Here is a 17264-nt window from a genome sequence, read left to right on the forward strand (position 1 = left end):
TTAATTATCATAAAATCAATCACGTCATCTAGGAGTAACTTTAAAATTATCAACAATTAAAGTACTTCCCGGGGCACCTTGATAAAAATCTCCTTCTGCACTTGAAGCACAAACAACAGCTATATAATAGTTCTTAGAAGGATCATAGGTTTTACCTTCCAGAAGCTTGAAAGGTATAGAAAAATCAGTCCAATCATCTTTCGGTCCGTCATATTCTAAAGCCGCACGCATTATTATACGTGGTGATGTACCAATATAAACATTCTCATCATTATAATCTCCTGTTAATGGTATATTATTATTATTTTCATCTAAAGCTTCTTCATACAACACTGCATAAATAGAGAACTCGTCAGTTTTATCTGTTATAACCTTATTTTTATTATCATAATAAATATCACCAGGAGTATATTTATACGATCCAGAAAGTGTAGCAGGTTCTCCTACAAAAGGAACACCAAATTTAGTACTATTCAAAGGATTCAACATATCCGTTTTGAAAGAGCCAGTAAACAGAGAACCAGAAGTGACGTAAGGGATCATACCTCCAAAAGCCTCGTTAAAGTCCATATCATTTTGATAGATAAAGGTATAAATAGTTTTAACCTGAGCTGCTTTTCCTTCTTTTCCCTCTACTGGAATGACAGGATAATCAAATGTAACACCAATCTGACCAAACATATCATTAATTTGCATTAATCCCGGATTGCTAGTGCCATACTTACCTATAGGAGTTTGAAAAGATTCATTAGAACCACTTGTCTCAGTATTTACTGTTGTCCATTCATCTAGTTTTATATTAATCTCCTTTCCACCAACTGATACAGTATACTGCTTCTTAAAAATACCATCTTCAGATGTAACTGTATAAATAACAGGACTTGTGAAATCTTGCGCAACACCACTCGGTTTATCAACAACAGCACCTTTTGAAATTGTAAACGTAGGAATCAATGTACTCAATTGCTCATCTGTAATATCATCCGAAACAATAAAAGTAATATCAGTACCATCAATTACAGGTTGATTAATAACTAAATCATTATCAAATGAGTAAGTCAATATATTAGCTTCAGAGCTTTTATCAGTAGCCAATTTTGTACCTGTAAAATTAACATCAACATTCAAAACAGCAACTAATACATTAATATTCATTGTCAATTTTCCATCATTGATTAACCCTGAAACGCTCAAATTACAATCGCCAACTAATAATTTCACGACTCCAGCACCTGTAAAAGAACAACTATTTCCTTCTTTTACTACTTTAATCCCATCTAATTTTATATCACCTAATTCTCCAATACCTGGATAAGAGAACTTCTTTAATTCCATTTTTATTTGGTTCTCACCAGTCTTTGAAATATAAATCTTCTGGGGAATATCACTTTCTTTGCCCAGATCACCAGCATCGACATCAAGTGTACCTAAATATACACCATCAAATTCACCATCTTGAATATATTGCGTTTTATCATCATCACTACATGCAGTAAATGACATGGCTAAGCACAATAATACAAATAAATAAAACAAATTTCTCTTCATAATCTTTATATTTAGTTATTAAGCTATTTTTAACACAGGAAATGGGTACAAAATAAACAAATTAATAAATCCTTTACAAGGTCTGTTTTTTACATTTTATGTTCCATCTTTAATATTTTAAAGACAAACAATCATTTCCCCCTATTTTATTGACTATTTATTCATATTCAATAAAATGGCTTTCAATGCTTTACGAATCATTTAAACCCAAGAATCTGTAACAAAGATCTCTACATAACATTACATTTTCAGTTTACAACTTGGTTCACTTAAATAGAATTTTCTGGTTTACATCTTGGTTTACATAAGTCGCATAAATCAAGCCAAAAACCAGCTTAATCAGGGTCAGTCCAAAAATCCTGTGGGTATGTTATGTTAATACGCGAAAGTAATCTATCTTTGCGGTTAGATTTTAACAACAACAATCCAATGAATTCTAGTCGCACCCTACATAAGTTACTACGAGTCATCTTCCCCGAAGTTTTAATGGAGTATTTTGAGATTTCCGGTTGGCATGACGACTCTGCCAAAATCGAAGTTTGGCTTGATGAAAAGAACTACCTGGAACGTTCCGATTACAAGAGTGGAACTGTGATTTCACATGGTTTTACAGATGAGAAAGTTATCCAGGACTTTCCTCTTCGTGGCAAACCGGTTTATCTCCACGTAAGACGTCGCCGCTGGTATGACAAGGCTAGCGGGGAAACGTTTTCCTATACCTACGATGATCTTACTGCCGAAGGGACGAAACTCACTCCTGAGTTCGTTGCTTTTTTAAAAGAAGAAGATTGAAACTACGGCGGCCAGTATAAGCTCCATAGCAGATGCTTATGGGGTAAACGGTAAACAGCTAGCTTCACAGTACAAGGAGTTTATCAGCGCATACAGAGAGTGGGACCAGTTGGACCATGCCACAGACTATGTCCTGTTCAAGCAGAACCTGGGTCCCAGCCTTTGTATTGACGAGACTTCCTTGAGCTGCGGAGAATTATATACTGTTGTCACTAACCGTGCGGGGCGTGGTGGCAGAGGCACCCTTGTGGCCATGATACGTGGCACGAAGTCTGAAGACGTCATCAAGGTACTTGAAATGATTCATGTCTCCAAGCGCAAGACGGTCAAGGAGGTCACTTTGGACCTTTCGCCGACCATGATGCGGATTGTCCGAACGGCTTTTCCCAACGCCACTATGACCAATGACCGGTTTCATGTACAGAAGCTCTTTTATGAGGCAATTGATGAACTCAGGATTACTTATCGCTGGATGGCACGGGATCTGGAGAACGATGAAATTCAGCGGTGCAGGGAGCAGGGTATAGACTATGTTCCGTTTCGATATGCCAATGGCGATACCCGTAAGCAGCTGCTGGCAAGGGCTAAGCATGTACTTGTCAAGCATTTTAGCAAATGGACTGAATCCCAAAGAATACGTGCGGAAATCATATTCAAACATTATCCGGAACTGAAATCAGTTTACGACTTGGCTATAGAGTTGACCAATATATACAATAAGCACTATGACAAGGATGTGGCACGTGGAAAGCTTGCCTTGTGGTACAATAAGATAGAAAAGCTTGGATACGGATGTTTCAGAACCGTAACGAATACCATGCAGAACTATTATGAAACAATACTAAACTATTTCGTTAACAGGGAAACGAATGCATTTGCAGAATCATTCAATGCAAAAATCAAAGCCTTCAGAGCACAGTTTAGGGGAGTCGGAGATATACCTTTCTTTATTTTTAGATTATGCAAACTAACTGTATAGATTTAACATACCCACAGGATTTTCGGACTGACCCCTTAATCAGCACTAGAGACAGGATAGCTCCATGACAGGCATATAAACAAAAAGCTCCGTAAATCAATGATTTACAGAGCTTTTAATCAAGAATACTCGTACTCGAAGCGGGACTTGAACCCGCACAGCCGCAATGGCCAAAGGATTTTAAGTCCTTCGTGTCTACCATTCCACCATTCGAGCATCCTTTCAAAGAGAGCGGAAAACGAGACTCGAACTCGCGACCCTAACCTTGGCAAGGTTATGCTCTACCAACTGAGCTATTTCCGCGTTTTTTCAACGGGTGCAAAGATAAGGAGATTTGTTCTTTCTGCCAAATCTTTTCGGAGGAAAGTTTAAAAACAATCCTCCAAATTCTCATTTTATCGACCAAGAAGAGCTTTTTCGGCAGCTTCCATACCAAAAAAATTAAAATCTTCGACTACTTGTTGCATCAAAGCAGAAATTTCAGCATTACAAAGATTGCCAATACTGCCTTCATGCGTATGATGAACTTCTTTACTGTGAGTAAACTTACCAGCCTCAATATCCAAACCTACTTTTTTATATGCATCACGAAAAGGCACTCCTTCCCGAGCCAATCGGTTCACTTCTTCAACACTAAAAATCAAAAGATATTTATCATCATCCAATATATGCTCATTGACCTTAATTTCCTCCATAATATATGTCGTCATTTGCAAACAATCTTTCAGTTCTTGGAAAGCAGGTAAAAAGACTTCCTTGATAATCTGCAAATCACGAAAATAACCGGAAGGTAAATTATTGGCAATCATCATTATCTGCTGAGGTAGTGATTGCAGCTTATTACATTTGGCACGAGTCAGTTCAAATACATCCGGATTCTTTTTATGAGGCATTATACTAGAACCTGTCGTACATTCGTCCGGCAATTTCACAAAACCGAAGTTTTGGCTATTGAACATACAGGCATCAAATGCAAGTTTGGAAATAGTTCCGGCAATAGATGCTAAGGCAAATGCCACATTACGTTCCATTTTACCACGCCCCATTTGGGCATATACTACATTATAATTCAAAGAATCAAAACCGAGTAATTGAGTTGTCATCGTACGGTTCAATGGAAACGAAGAACCGTATCCGGCAGCAGAACCTAACGGATTGCGATTACACATCTTAAATGCAGCTTGTAAGAAAAGCATATCATCTACCAAACTCTCAGCATATGCACCAAACCATAAGCCAAATGATGACGGCATTGCAATCTGCAAATGGGTATATCCCGGCATCAGTACATTCTTATAGCGTTCACTTTGACGAATCAACACATGGAAAAGTTGCTCTACAGATTCTGCTATCTCTTTAATCTGAGTGCGTGTAAAGAGTTTCAGATCAAGCAAAACCTGGTCATTGCGAGAACGGCCACTATGAATTTTTTTTCCAACATCCCCCAAACGCCTCGTTAACATCAATTCAACTTGCGAATGTACATCTTCTACTCCTTCTTCAATCACAAAATCACCTTTTTCAGCAGAAGCATAGATATTTTTTAGTTCAGCAAGCAACTGAGCCAATTCTTCCTTTGTCAACAGACCGATGCTCTCAAGCATCGTTATATGTGCCATCGAGCCCAACACATCATGTTTAGCAAGATAGAGGTCCATTTCACGATCACGTCCCACCGTGAACTGTTCAATATCCTTATTCACCTGAACGGATTTTTCCCAAAGTTTCTGTGCCATATATTTAAGAAGGTGTTTCTTTATTAATAATTAATGAGGGACAACATCTCAACCATCTTTTCCAATCCTTCCTGAAGAGGTTTCTGTACCATCGCTTTCATAAAAGGATTAATTTCCATACTAATGGCTATTTTAATATTACACTCCTCTTCACTTGTCGACATCAATTGAATTACAAGACTGAAAGGAAGTGGAGAATTAGTGGTTTCTAACTTAATGTAGTTACATGGTTCACGCTCCACAATCTTCAATATCAGTTGTCCTACAGGAGTCACACTGAAACTAAGTGTATCAGTATCGAAGCTGATATCTTTCACTTTATCCTCCGGCAAACGATCTTTAATCTTCTCTAAATTACTGAGATCGGAAAGTTTCTCATACACACGTTCCTGACTACAGGGAATGATCTTCACACTACTCTCAAAATTAGCCATATATACTTGATTTATAAAAAACAAAAAAAGAACGATCCGAATTAAAAACTACCCGGATGGTTCTTTCTTACATTATACATATTTTTATCAAAAAGATACTCTATTTTCCAGCATCCCAATGAGCCGGATCTTTACGCCACTCATTCAGCGTTACAATATCTTCTTCTTCGATATAACCTGTACGAAGTGCTACATCAAGCACAGCTTCATAATTGGTCAAAGTCACCAAAGGAACTCTTGCATCTTTAAATGCCTGTTCCGCAACAGGGAAACCATAAGTATAAGCAGCAACCATACCAATTACTTCACAACCGTCACGACGAATAGCCTCTACAGCTTTCAGACTACTACCTCCGGTAGAAATCAAATCTTCTATAACTACAACTTTCATACCCGGACGAAGTTCTCCCTCAATTAGATTCTCCAATCCATGGTCTTTAGGAGTAGAACGAACATATACAAACGGAAGATTCAATGCATCGGCAACCAAGGCTCCCTGAGGAATAGCACCTGTTGCCACACCTGCAATCGCATCTACTTGTCCAAATCGTTCTAATACCAAACGTGTAATTTCAACCTTCACAAAATTACGAAGAGAAGGATAAGACAGAGTTTTACGGTTGTCGCAGTAAAAGGGGGATTTCCATCCAGAAGCCCATGTGAAAGGGTTGGCTGGTTGAAGTTTAATTGCTTTAATCTTCAGTAATTTCTCCGCGAACAGTCTCTCTAAGTTTTTCATAACTAAACTAACTATTAATTATTCGCTGCAAAATTACAGAAATAGAATGGAATTAAAAAGAAGAAAATCGTTTATTTTTTCATTCTTCGTATATATCCTCTTCCGATACTTCTATGCAACGTTTGATATCTTTTATCTCAAATCCACGACTTATAGCAAAGCGAATGAGTTTTTGGGTCAGCTCGTATTCATTCTGCGCATGAATACTCTTACGTTTGGATGCTAACAATCCTTTTAATATCGTAAGATATTCTTCTTCATCAATCTCATTCAAATAACGCCAAGCTGTATCTGAGGGAATCTTCTTCATATAAAGTCCTTGGGCTATTTTTATTTTACCCCACTTTGCCAACCGAAATTTATCTTTGACAAAAGCACGACAATACCGTTCATCATCAATATATTTTTCGGTTTCCAACTGACCAAGGATGCGGGCGATAGCTTCATAAGCGATTCCCCATCGTTGTAATTTATCATTTATTTCTGCCCGGCAATGTTCGGCAGAAGAGCAATAGGAAGCAACCTTATTTAAAGCTTCCTCTTCAGTTATTTGTGCACTCATCGATTAGCTGTAACTATTCTATCATTTTCAAAAAGATCCTTTATAACACGTATATTATGATAATGGTTCATTTCCAATAAGCGAACCATTTCCGCCCCATAAGCCTGATTGATTTCGAAATAGAGTTTTCCTCCTTGGTTTAGTAGTTTTTGGGCCAGCACTACGATATGGCGATAAAAGAGTAACGGATCATCATCTGGTACAAACAAAGCCAGGTCCGGTTCCCATTCCAGCACATTCGGATCCATATCAGCTTTCTCTTTTTCCGTCACATACGGAGGGTTACTTACTATCACATCATACCGTTGTGTTTCTGATCCACTATCAGACAACACATCCTGCTTCTCAAATATCACCCGTCCAGACAAACGTTCATTATTCCAACGTGCAATTTCTAATGCTTCTTCAGATATATCCCATGCCGTAACCATAGCGTCCGGCAACTCTTTTGAGAGAGAGATTGAGATGCAACCGCTTCCTGTTCCTATATCTAATATGCTTTTAGCTTCGGGATTTTCCTTTATAATCAAATCAACAAGTTCACTCGTTTCCGGCCGAGGGACTAATACCCCTGGAGCTACTCGAAACTGCCTTCCATAAAACTCAGCAATTCCACGAATGTATTGTATCGGCTCATTTTTCTGCAAACGGAATATAATGTTTTCTAATTCACGCTGTTTGCATTCGGATAAAGTTATATCTTTGCCCATGTAAATATCAAGTGCATCGAATCCTAATATATCACAACAAATTAGCATCGTGAGAGCTCTTACCTCTTCCGGTGGATAAATATCTTTTAATGATAGACGGATGTATGCAGTGATATGGTTCATGATTACATTTTTGGGAGTGCAAAATTAAGAATAATAAATCGAAGACCATCAATGGAAGAAGAAAAATATATAAAACGCTGCATTCAATTAGCAAAAAATGGTTTGTGTAATGTAGCACCAAACCCAATGGTAGGTGCCGTCATTGTGTGCGATGGGCGTATTATCGGTGAAGGGTATCACATACGTTACGGAGAAGCTCATGCCGAAGTCAATGCTATACGTTCCGTAAAAGACACCTCCTTATTAAAGCGGTCGACTATTTACGTCAGCCTAGAACCCTGTTCACATTATGGGAAAACACCCCCATGTGCAGATTTGATCATTGAAAAACAAATACCACGTATTGTTATCGGCTGCCAAGACCCTTTTTCGGAAGTATCCGGGCGTGGGATTAAAAAGTTACGCGAAGCAGGGCGAGAAGTCATCGTGGGAGTACTAGAGCAAGAATGCAAACAACTGATTCGTCGTTTTATTACATTTAATACACTTCATCGCCCTTATATCACACTCAAATGGGCCGAATCTGTCGATCACTTTATTGACAGGGAACGAACAGACGGAATTCCAGTTGCACTTTCCTCCCCCCTTTCGACTATGCTGGTACATAAAAAAAGAGCAGAAAACAACGCTATAATGGTAGGCAGACGAACTGCAATGTTGGATGACCCTTCATTAACTGTCCGCAATTGGTATGGGAAAAACCCAGTACGAATCGTTTTAGATCGCACACTGTCCCTACCCACTTCTCTCCACATATTTGACAGAAGTGTAGCAACTCTCATTTTCACAGAAAAGGAACACCCAAGCCTGCACAATCTTACGTATATCAAAATTGATTTTACACAAGACATTCTACCACAAATGATGCGTATCCTGTTCCAACATAAGATACAATCGTTGCTGGTAGAAGGGGGAAGACAACTATTGCAAACGTTTATCAACTCCCATCTTTGGGATGAAATTTTTGTTGAACAGTGTCCTCACATACTTTGTTCCGGTGTTAAAGCACCTGAAATAAGCAATAATTTTAGTTATTCAATAGAAAAGCATTTCGACAGGACGATTATGCATTATATCCAAGAGAATAAGCTAAGATAGTCCTATTCAAGGAGTTTTAGGTCGATAAAATCAATGTTATTATCTATAATTTTATATAAAACTTGCCTAGAATGTTCTTTATCGGGAAAAATGTTTCTATTTTTGCAACTTGTAAATAAACACAATCTTTCAAATGAGAATAAAGTTTTTATCAATCATTGCGAGTCTTTTCATGGTGTCATTCGTTATAACGTCTTGCTTTGGCGACGATAACGATATAGAATATAGTCCGGATGCAACTATACATGCGTTTGAACTCGACACTATTTATGGCATCAACTATAAATTCACAATAGACCAGCAAAAGGGTGAAATCTATAATGAAGACTCACTACCTGTACACGCTGACACTATTATCGATAGAATACTTATCAAGACTTTGACCACTGCGTCGGGAATCATAACGATGAAGAACAAAGATGATCTGGATTCCATCATTATTATGGACGGCAATCAAGTTATGGATTCAATGGACTTAAGGAAGCCTGTTACCATAAAAGTATACGCTCCAAATTATCAGCAGACTAAGACATATACCATTGATGTACGGGTACATAAATATGATCCCGACTCTTTGAGTTGGAACTATATGGGAGGAATTGACAATACGATCACCGGAGAGCAAAAAGCTGTTATTCTAGGTGATGATATTCTCAACTATACGATATTTAATAAAAAATTAAATGTATTTCGGAGACAAATCGGAAGCAAATCTTCATGGACTTCAGCTTTAGTAGAAGGTGATATGTTCAATAGCACCCTTCCAACGTCCATATTATCTTACGATGGAAAGTTGTATGCTACTTCAAGTACCAATGATGGAATTGTTTATGAATCTACCAATGGAACGACATGGACTGCTTCTGAACTTTTTAGCAATAGATCTGTGAACCTGCTCCTTGCTCCGTTAAGCAATAAAATAACATTTATTGAATCGATCAACGGCAAAAAGTATTTCAATTCAACAATTGAAATAAAAAAGGCCAAAACCACAGATGAAGAACAACTGCAAGAAGTTCCTAAAGACTTCCCAATTGGAAATATATCTTATACGACTTATTCTACAGCAACAAATCGTGAAGGAGTTATGCTTATTGGAAAATGTGAGAATCAGCCTACGGTAGGAGATAGCAACACAAAAACAATCGTCCCATGGGGATACATGGGAGATATTTGGGTATCTTTTGCTCCCAATAATATTACCAGTAGTTGCCCGGAAATAGAAAACCCATCTATTATTTACTATAACGATCAGTTCTATATTTTTGGAGATGAGTTTAAGTCATTCTACGTTTCTAAATCAGGACTTGTATGGAAAAAAGCTACTAAGTTTTCTTTCCCCAATTATAACTGGAATGCAAGTGGCGTTATTCTCCGACCTTCTATTGATGATCCGGAGTTCAGAGGCAGAAAGAACTATACAACTATACAAGACACTAAGAATGAATATATATATATTCTTTTCGGCAATGAAACTAGCGTAACATTTTCAGAGAACATAAAAGTTGCAGGAAATAATACACTAGTAGATAGAGGTCCATACAATCATGATTCAGAAGTATGGCGCGGTCGTTTAAACCAACTTTGGTTCGACCTAGCTAAATCTCCCAAACAATAATTTAGACGTTTGCCATGTCCTATATAGAGCAAATAGACAAAACTCGGATACCCAAACACGTAGCTATCATTATGGATGGTAACGGACGATGGGCTAAGCAACAGGGGAAAGAACGTACTTTCGGTCACCAAGCAGGTGCAGAAACCGTACAGAACATCACCGAGGAAGCAGCTCGTTTAGGAGTCAAGTATCTGACTTTATACACCTTCTCTACCGAAAATTGGAATCGCCCGCAAGACGAAATTGCAGCTTTGATGAATCTATTATTGAACTCAATCGAAGAGGAAACACTAATGAAAAACAACATTTGTTTCCGCGTCATTGGCGACTTTGAGAAATTACCAACAGAGGTACAAGATAGTTTATCTGCCTGCATAGAACACACAAGTAAAAATACAGGAATGTGCCTGGTTCTCGCTCTTAGTTATTCTTCCCGCTGGGAAATTTCTGAGGCAGTCCGGCAAATTGCAATACAAGTAAAAAACGGCGAGATTACTCCCGAACAAATAACGGATGGGTATATTAGTTCCCATCTAACAACTAGTTTTATGCCTGATCCGGATCTACTGATCCGAACAGGGGGGGAAATCCGGTTGAGCAACTACCTGTTATGGCAATGTGCTTACTCGGAGTTTTACTTTTGTGATACTTTTTGGCCTGATTTTAATAATGAAGAATTCAGGAAAGCTATTTATGAGTACCAACAAAGAGAACGTCGTTTCGGCAAGACAAGTGAACAAATCAGCTAACATAAATTGAAACATCAAATTATAAAATAAATGCATTATCGTATTTCCTTTATATTCGTAACGTTTATCTGCCTGTTCTGCTTTGCAGCAACAGGTTTTGCGCAGAATGCCAACACAGAAGAAGACTCTAAACCGGTTATCTTATACTCCGGAACCCCTAAGAAGTATGAAATAGCAGACATCAAAGTCGAAGGCGTGAAGAATTATGAAGACTATGTATTGATTGGTTTGTCCGGTCTTTCAGTCGGGCAAGTAATCTCTGTTCCTGGTGATGAAATAACAGGTGCCATCAAAAACTATTGGAAACATGGTTTATTCTCGGACGTTCAGATCACCGCCGAAAAAATTGAGGGTAACAAAATCTGGTTAAAAATCAAACTGACACAACGCCCCCGTATTTCTGATATACGCTATAACGGAGTGAAGAAGTCCGAACGTTCCGATCTGGAAGCCAAAGTGGGCATGGCAAAGGGTATGCAGATTACTCCGAATACTATAGACCGTGTCAAAATATTAATTAAACGTTACTTTGACGACAAAGGATTTAAAAACGCTGAAGTAATCATCAACCAAAAGGATGACCCAGCCAATGAGAATCAAGTGATTGTGGACGTAAATATCGACAAGAAAGAAAAAGTGAAAGTGCACGAAATTCAAATTGTTGGTAACAACGCTATCAAGACATCCAAACTAAAACGGGTTATGAAGAAAACGAATGAAAAAGGTAAACTTCACAACCTGTTCCGCACCAAGAAATTTGTACCGGAAAACTATGAAGCTGATAAGCAGTTAATCATAGACAAATATAACGAATTGGGATATCGTGATGCTATGATTGTAAAAGATAGCATTTCTCAATTTGACAACAAGACCATTAATATTTATATGGAAATAGACGAAGGTCAAAAATACTACCTTCGCAATGTAACATGGGTGGGTAACACTCTTTATGCATCTGAAGTTTTAAATGAACTGCTTCGTATGAAGAAGGGCGATGTATACAACCAGAAATTATTGAACGAACGTATAATTTCCGATGACGATGCTATCGGTAATCTGTATTATAATAATGGTTACCTGTTTTATAGCCTTGACCCAGTTGAAGTAAACATTGTAGGTGACTCGATCGACCTTGAAATGAGAATTTATGAAGGTCGCCAAGCAACCATCAATAAAGTAAAGATTAGTGGTAACGACCGTTTATATGAGAATGTAGTTCGCCGTGAACTTCGTGTCCGCCCGGGACAGTTATTCAGTAAAGAAGACTTAATGCGTTCTTTGCGTGAAATTCAGCAAATGGGACATTTTGACCCTGAAAATCTACAACCGGATATTCAGCCGGATCCAGTAAACGGAACTGTAGACATAGGTTTACCATTGACTTCTAAGGCCAATGACCAGGTAGAATTCTCTGCTGGTTGGGGACAAACCGGTATTATCGGTAAATTGAGTTTGAAGTTCACAAACTTCTCAGTTGCCAACTTATTGCATCCAGGAGAAAACTATCGCGGGATTTTGCCTCAAGGTGATGGTCAGACATTGACTATCAGTGGACAAACGAATGCTAAATACTATCAATCTTATAGTGTTTCGTTCTTCGATCCATGGTTTGGTGGCAAACGTCCGAATTCATTCTCTTTATCAGCCTTCTTCTCTATACAGACTGATATCAGTGACCGTTATTACAACTCTAGCTATTTCAATAACTATTACAATTACATGTCTTATGGCGGTTACGGTTACAATTACAATAACTACAACAGTTATGAAAATTATTACGACCCGGATAAATCCATTAAGATGTGGGGACTTTCTGCCGGTTGGGGTAAACGTTTGAACTGGCCGGATGACTTCTTCACCCTTTCTGCAGAGTTAGCTTACCAACGTTATACTTTGAAGGATTGGAGATATTTCATCGTACAGAATGGTAAATGTAATGACCTTAGCCTCAACTTAACATTAGCCCGTAGCTCTTATGATAGTCCTATTTTCCCACGTAGCGGTTCGGATTTCTCATTATCAGTTCAATTAACACCTCCGTATTCATTGTTTAGCGGAAAAGACTATAAGAGTTACTATAATGAAAGTGGCTCGGTTAGCTCTCAGGAGAATGCTGATAAACTCTATAAGTGGGTAGAATATCACAAATGGAAGTTCAAAGCTAAAACCTATACTTCATTAATGGATTACCAGAAATACAAAAAGCCTCTGGTATTGATGACACGTACAGAATTCGGTTTGGTAGGCCACTATAATAAATATAAGAAATCTCCATTCGGAACATTCGACGTAGGTGGTGACGGTATGACGGGTTATTCAAGCTATGCAACAGAAAGTATTGCTTTGCGTGGTTACGAAAACAGTTCATTGACTCCATGGGGAGAAGAAGGTTATGCCTATGCCCGTTTAGGCCTTGAATTAAGATATCCGCTTATGCTGGAAACAAGTACTAACATTTATGTGTTAGGGTTCTTAGAAGCTGGTAATGCATGGCACGACGTCAAGAAGTTCAATCCGTTCGACTTGAAACGTTCTGCCGGTTTCGGTGTACGTATCTTCCTGCCAATGGTTGGTATGATGGGTATCGACTGGGGGTATGGCTTCGACAAGATTAATGGTTCCAGAGAATACGGTGGAAGCCAATTCCACTTTATTTTAGGACAAGAGTTCTAAATTATATCATAAAAAACTAAACGTTATGAGAAAGTCTATTCTATCTATCATGCTACTGTTTGCCATCAGTATGGCAGCCAGTGCACAAAAGTTTGCACTGATTGATACGGAATATATTCTCAAGAATATTCCGGCCTATCAAAGTGCTAATGAGCAATTGCAAGAAGTTACGAAAAAATATCAAGCAGAGGTAGAAGCCATAGTCAAAGAAGCGCAAAAGATGTTTCAGGATTATCAGGCAAAAGCTGCGACTCTCTCTGCCGATCAAAAGACTAAAAAAGAAGATGAGATCGTAGCGAAAGAAAAAGCAGCAGCTGAATTGAGACGTACTTATTTCGGTCCGGAAGGTGAACTTGTAAAGATGAGAGAGGAGCTAATTGCCCCTATTGAAGATGACATTTATGATGTTGTGAAAGAGCTTTCACAGTTGCATGGATATGATCTTGTGATGGACAGAGCCTCTGCAACAGGTATCATTTTTGCAAACCCACGAATAGATATAAGCGATGAAGTGTTGAGAAAATTAGGATATTCAAATTAATTTCATACATTTGTATCGGAAATAACTAAAAAATCATTCAAATAAATAATAGAACTATGCTAAAAAAAATTGCACTTGTAATGTTGCTTGCACTTCCAATGGGTGTATTTGCACAAAATTTGAAATTCGGTCATATTAATGCTCAAGAGATTATTACCGTGATGCCTGAATTTACTCAAGCTCAGACTGAGCTCCAAACATTAGAAAAACAACTCTCTGACGAATTACAAAGATCTAGCGAAGAATTCAGCAAGAAGTATCAGGAATTCCAACAAGCAATGGCTAAAGATTCACTTCCTGCCAACATTGCTGAAAGAAGACAGAATGAATTGCAAGACATGAGTCAAAAGATTGACCAATTTCGTCAAAAAGCAATGCAAGACATGGAAAAAGCACAGAGCGACAAGATGGCTCCAATCTATAAAAAGTTAGATGATGCCATTAAAGCTGTTGGTGCTGCTGAAGGTGTGATCTACATTTTCGATCTTGCCAGAACTGCTATACCTTATATTAATGAAGCACAAAGTATTAATCTTACCTCGAAGGTAAAAGCACAATTGGGCATTAAATAAGCAATAAGCTAAAAAATACCAAAAGGGAAAGGGAAAAGAAGTATATACTTCTTTTCCCTTTCCCTTTTTTCATGTACATTTGCGTATATAAATTGCAGTTTGTCATGAAAGAACATCTATCTCATACACCAGGTCCAATCGGAATATTCGACTCCGGATACGGTGGTCTTACTATCCTTAACAAAATAAGAGAGGTTCTACCTGAATATGATTATATTTATTTAGGAGATAATGCACGTGCTCCCTATGGCAGCCGTTCTTTTGAGATTGTATATGAATTTACGTTACAGGCCGTTAATAAACTATTTGAGATGGGATGCCATTTGGTTATATTAGCTTGTAATACAGCCTCTGCTAAAGCCCTTCGAAGTATACAAATAAATGATCTTCCGAACATTGATACAGAACGGCGTGTTCTGGGGGTAATCCGACCGACAGCAGAATGTATAGGCAATATTACTCAAAGCCGACATATCGGTATACTGGCGACAGCAGGTACTATAAAATCCGAATCTTATCCATTAGAGATACACAAACTATTTCCGGATATCCATGTAAACGGACTGGCTTGCCCCATGTGGGTACCACTGGTTGAAAACAATGAAGCGCAAGATGTAGGAGCAGACTATTTTATCCAAAAATATATAGATCAACTATTGCAAAAGGATTCCCAGATCGATACTATAATTCTAGGTTGTACCCATTATCCAATTTTATTTCCCAAAATACGGAAGTATGTGCCCGAACAGATTCATGTAATCCCTCAAGGAGAATATGTAGCCAGCAGTCTCAAGGATTATTTAAAAAGACACCCGGAAATGGATGCAAAATGCACCCAAAACGGTAACTGCCGGTTTTATACAACAGAAGCAGAAGAGAAATTTATCGAATCGGCTACCACCTTCCTGAACCGTCCTATCGAGGTTCAACGAATTTCATTAGAATAAACAAGTAAAAATAAATCCATTCATTCATCTTTTTTGTTATATTTGTAAGACAGTAACACTTAATACTCACAATTATGAAAGAAGAAGATTACAGCAAGTCAGTAGAAGTATTCTCTGGTTCTCCTTGGGAAGCTGAAATTATCAAAGGTCTATTGGAAAGCAATGATATTCGTTGCGTTGTTAAGGACGGTATTATGGGAACATTGGCTCCTTATATAGCTCCTGCTGTTTCAGTTCTTGTTACTGAAGACGAATATGAAGCAGCTACAGAGCTTATAAAGAATCGTGACGAGCAAGGTACCGACTAATTCGATCCAAACCTTCTTTGATATTCTCCAATGAATTTGCATAGGAGAAACGTACATATCCTTCACCTCCCGTACCAAAATCAACACCGGGGGTAATGCCGACGTGTGCAGACTCAAGAACATCGAAAGCAAAACGATATGAGTCTGTCGTAAATTTACGTGCATCGGCAAAAACATAAAAAGCACCCTGAGGCTCAACCTTTATTTCAAAGCCTATTTCACGCAGACGGGAAATCATGTATCGGCGACGCTCATCATAAATCTCCTTCATCCGTTCTACATCCGGTTCAGCCTGCCTCAATGCTGCTATTCCAGCTTGTTGAGCGACACTGGAGGCACATATAAATAAATTTTGCTGCAATTTCTGTAAAGCAGGCATACAGGATTTTGGTGCTATCAAATAACCCAACCTTAGGCCTGTCATTGCAAATCGTTTTGAGAATCCATTTAAGACAAAAGCCTGATCGGTATATTCAAGAATACTATGTGCACGTCCTTCATATACCAACCCATGATAGATCTCGTCAGAAATTACAGGAATTCCCAATGCTGCAATTTTTCTCATAAAACTTTCGTCCAGCAACATCCCTGTCGGATTCATTGGAGAATTTATAAATATTGCCGCAGTACGTGAACTCACACATTTACGGATAGCCTCTATGTCATATTGCAATCCTTTTTCTTCAGACAACGGGACCAATACCGGATTTGCCTGAGCTGCTAAAACAAAATTACGATAACATGCGTATCCCGGATTGGAAAGTATGACCTCACTATCTGTATCACAAAGTAGCATTAGTGCCAAAAGAATAGACGGCGAAGAACCAGAAGTTACAACGATACAATCAGGATCGACTGTCACCCCATATTCCCGTCGATAAAAAGCTGCTATTTCCTGACGTAATACGGGATCCCCTAAAGAATGCGTGTAGTGAGTGAGATGTTGATCATAAGCAGTCTTTGCAGCTTCAGCTACACAAGATGGTACATCAAAATCAGGTTCTCCTACTTCAAGGTGAATAATATCAATGCCTTGTTTTTGTAATTCATTTGCTCTCTCCAATACATCCATTACAATAAAGGAGGTCATTTGTTCTACTTGAGGATTGAAATGTTTCATTGTGATTCTTTTGTC

Annotated in this window: 17 protein-coding genes and 2 tRNA genes; 10 read left to right on the top strand and 9 right to left on the bottom strand. The window is 38.3% G+C overall.

The features are described from left to right. Nucleotides 1-24: 24 nt before the first annotated feature. Nucleotides 25-1548: a PCMD domain-containing protein gene (locus tag CZ225_RS21390; RefSeq protein WP_077155423.1), complete on the bottom strand. Its 1524-nt coding sequence runs from the start codon at nt 1546-1548 to the stop codon at nt 25-27. A gap of 429 nt (nt 1549-1977) precedes the next feature. Here CZ225_RS21390 and CZ225_RS21395 point away from each other — a divergent pair, with 429 nt between their 5' ends. Together CZ225_RS21395 and CZ225_RS21400 are read left to right on the top strand one after the other, a co-directional pair. After that, complete coding sequence (locus CZ225_RS21395; RefSeq protein ID WP_077153107.1) at nt 1978-2340, top strand: ISAon1 family transposase N-terminal region protein; 363 nt, start codon at nt 1978-1980, stop codon at nt 2338-2340. A gap of 25 nt (nt 2341-2365) precedes the next feature. Next, the gene (locus CZ225_RS21400; RefSeq protein ID WP_449374845.1) at nt 2366-3319 is read left to right on the top strand and encodes an ISAon1 family transposase; all 954 of its coding nucleotides are present in this window, start codon (nt 2366-2368) and stop codon (nt 3317-3319) included. A 132-nt stretch (nt 3320-3451) separates the two neighbouring features. Here the strand turns inward: CZ225_RS21400 and CZ225_RS21405 are convergent. The 7 genes from CZ225_RS21405 to prmC all read right to left on the bottom strand — a co-directional run bounded on the left by CZ225_RS21405 (nt 3452) and on the right by prmC (nt 7623). Continuing rightward, nucleotides 3452-3535 (bottom strand) — tRNA-Leu (locus CZ225_RS21405). Between the two features lie 14 nt (nt 3536-3549). Then, nucleotides 3550-3622: transfer RNA gene (locus tag CZ225_RS21410), tRNA-Gly, on the bottom strand. A 92-nt stretch (nt 3623-3714) separates the two neighbouring features. After that, nucleotides 3715-5055 carry an argininosuccinate lyase gene (gene argH / locus CZ225_RS21415; protein WP_077155424.1) on the bottom strand — a complete coding sequence of 447 codons (1341 nt, stop codon included), beginning with the start codon at nt 5053-5055 and terminating at the stop codon, nt 3715-3717. Between the two features lie 23 nt (nt 5056-5078). Further along, nucleotides 5079-5489 (bottom strand): polyketide cyclase, encoded by a 411-nt coding sequence (locus CZ225_RS21420; RefSeq protein ID WP_077155931.1) that lies wholly within the window; start codon nt 5487-5489, stop codon nt 5079-5081. Between the two features lie 100 nt (nt 5490-5589). Then, a complete protein-coding gene (gene pyrE, locus CZ225_RS21425; RefSeq protein ID WP_077155425.1) occupies nt 5590-6228 on the bottom strand; it encodes an orotate phosphoribosyltransferase in 639 nt (212 codons plus the stop codon). Between the two features lie 79 nt (nt 6229-6307). After that, a complete protein-coding gene (locus CZ225_RS21430; protein ID WP_077155426.1) occupies nt 6308-6790 on the bottom strand; it encodes a regulatory protein RecX in 483 nt (160 codons plus the stop codon). After that, entirely contained in the window at nt 6787-7623 is an 837-nt protein-coding gene (prmC, locus tag CZ225_RS21435) for a peptide chain release factor N(5)-glutamine methyltransferase (RefSeq protein WP_077155427.1), read from the bottom strand. The genes CZ225_RS21430 and prmC overlap by 4 nt, the downstream gene beginning before the upstream one ends. A gap of 51 nt (nt 7624-7674) precedes the next feature. Here prmC and ribD point away from each other — a divergent pair, with 51 nt between their 5' ends. The 8 genes from ribD (at nt 7675) to CZ225_RS21475 (ending at nt 16129) form a co-directional block, all read left to right on the top strand. Then, a complete protein-coding gene (gene ribD, locus CZ225_RS21440) occupies nt 7675-8721 on the top strand; it encodes a bifunctional diaminohydroxyphosphoribosylaminopyrimidine deaminase/5-amino-6-(5-phosphoribosylamino)uracil reductase RibD (RefSeq protein ID WP_077155428.1) in 1047 nt (348 codons plus the stop codon). Nucleotides 8722-8854: 133 nt separating this feature from the next. Continuing rightward, the gene (locus tag CZ225_RS21445; protein WP_077155429.1) at nt 8855-10339 is read left to right on the top strand and encodes a BamI family beta-barrel-assembly machinery protein; all 1485 of its coding nucleotides are present in this window, start codon (nt 8855-8857) and stop codon (nt 10337-10339) included. A gap of 14 nt (nt 10340-10353) precedes the next feature. Next, on the top strand, nt 10354-11088 hold the full coding sequence (locus CZ225_RS21450; RefSeq protein ID WP_077155430.1) for an isoprenyl transferase: 735 nt from the start codon (nt 10354-10356) through the stop codon (nt 11086-11088). Between the two features lie 30 nt (nt 11089-11118). After that, nucleotides 11119-13761, top strand: coding sequence for a BamA/OMP85 family outer membrane protein (locus CZ225_RS21455; protein ID WP_077155431.1), 2643 nt, complete (start codon nt 11119-11121; stop codon nt 13759-13761). 25 nt (nt 13762-13786) lie between these two features. Next, nucleotides 13787-14302, top strand: coding sequence for an OmpH/Skp family outer membrane protein (locus CZ225_RS21460; RefSeq protein WP_077155432.1), 516 nt, complete (start codon nt 13787-13789; stop codon nt 14300-14302). 56 nt (nt 14303-14358) lie between these two features. Then, nucleotides 14359-14874, top strand: a complete 516-nt coding sequence (locus CZ225_RS21465) for an OmpH/Skp family outer membrane protein (RefSeq protein WP_077155433.1) — start codon at nt 14359-14361, stop codon at nt 14872-14874. Nucleotides 14875-14978: 104 nt separating this feature from the next. After that, complete coding sequence (gene murI / locus CZ225_RS21470; protein ID WP_077155932.1) at nt 14979-15821, top strand: glutamate racemase; 843 nt, start codon at nt 14979-14981, stop codon at nt 15819-15821. A gap of 74 nt (nt 15822-15895) precedes the next feature. Further along, nucleotides 15896-16129 carry a DUF2007-related protein gene (locus tag CZ225_RS21475; RefSeq protein WP_077155434.1) on the top strand — a complete coding sequence of 78 codons (234 nt, stop codon included), beginning with the start codon at nt 15896-15898 and terminating at the stop codon, nt 16127-16129. Here CZ225_RS21475 and CZ225_RS21480 read toward each other — a convergent pair. Next, a complete protein-coding gene (locus tag CZ225_RS21480) occupies nt 16095-17249 on the bottom strand; it encodes a pyridoxal phosphate-dependent aminotransferase (RefSeq protein WP_077155933.1) in 1155 nt (384 codons plus the stop codon). The genes CZ225_RS21475 and CZ225_RS21480 overlap by 35 nt on opposite strands. Nucleotides 17250-17264 lie beyond the last annotated feature (15 nt).

Source organism: Bacteroides bouchesdurhonensis (genome assembly GCF_900155865.1).
GTDB lineage: Bacteria > Bacteroidota > Bacteroidia > Bacteroidales > Bacteroidaceae > Bacteroides > Bacteroides bouchesdurhonensis.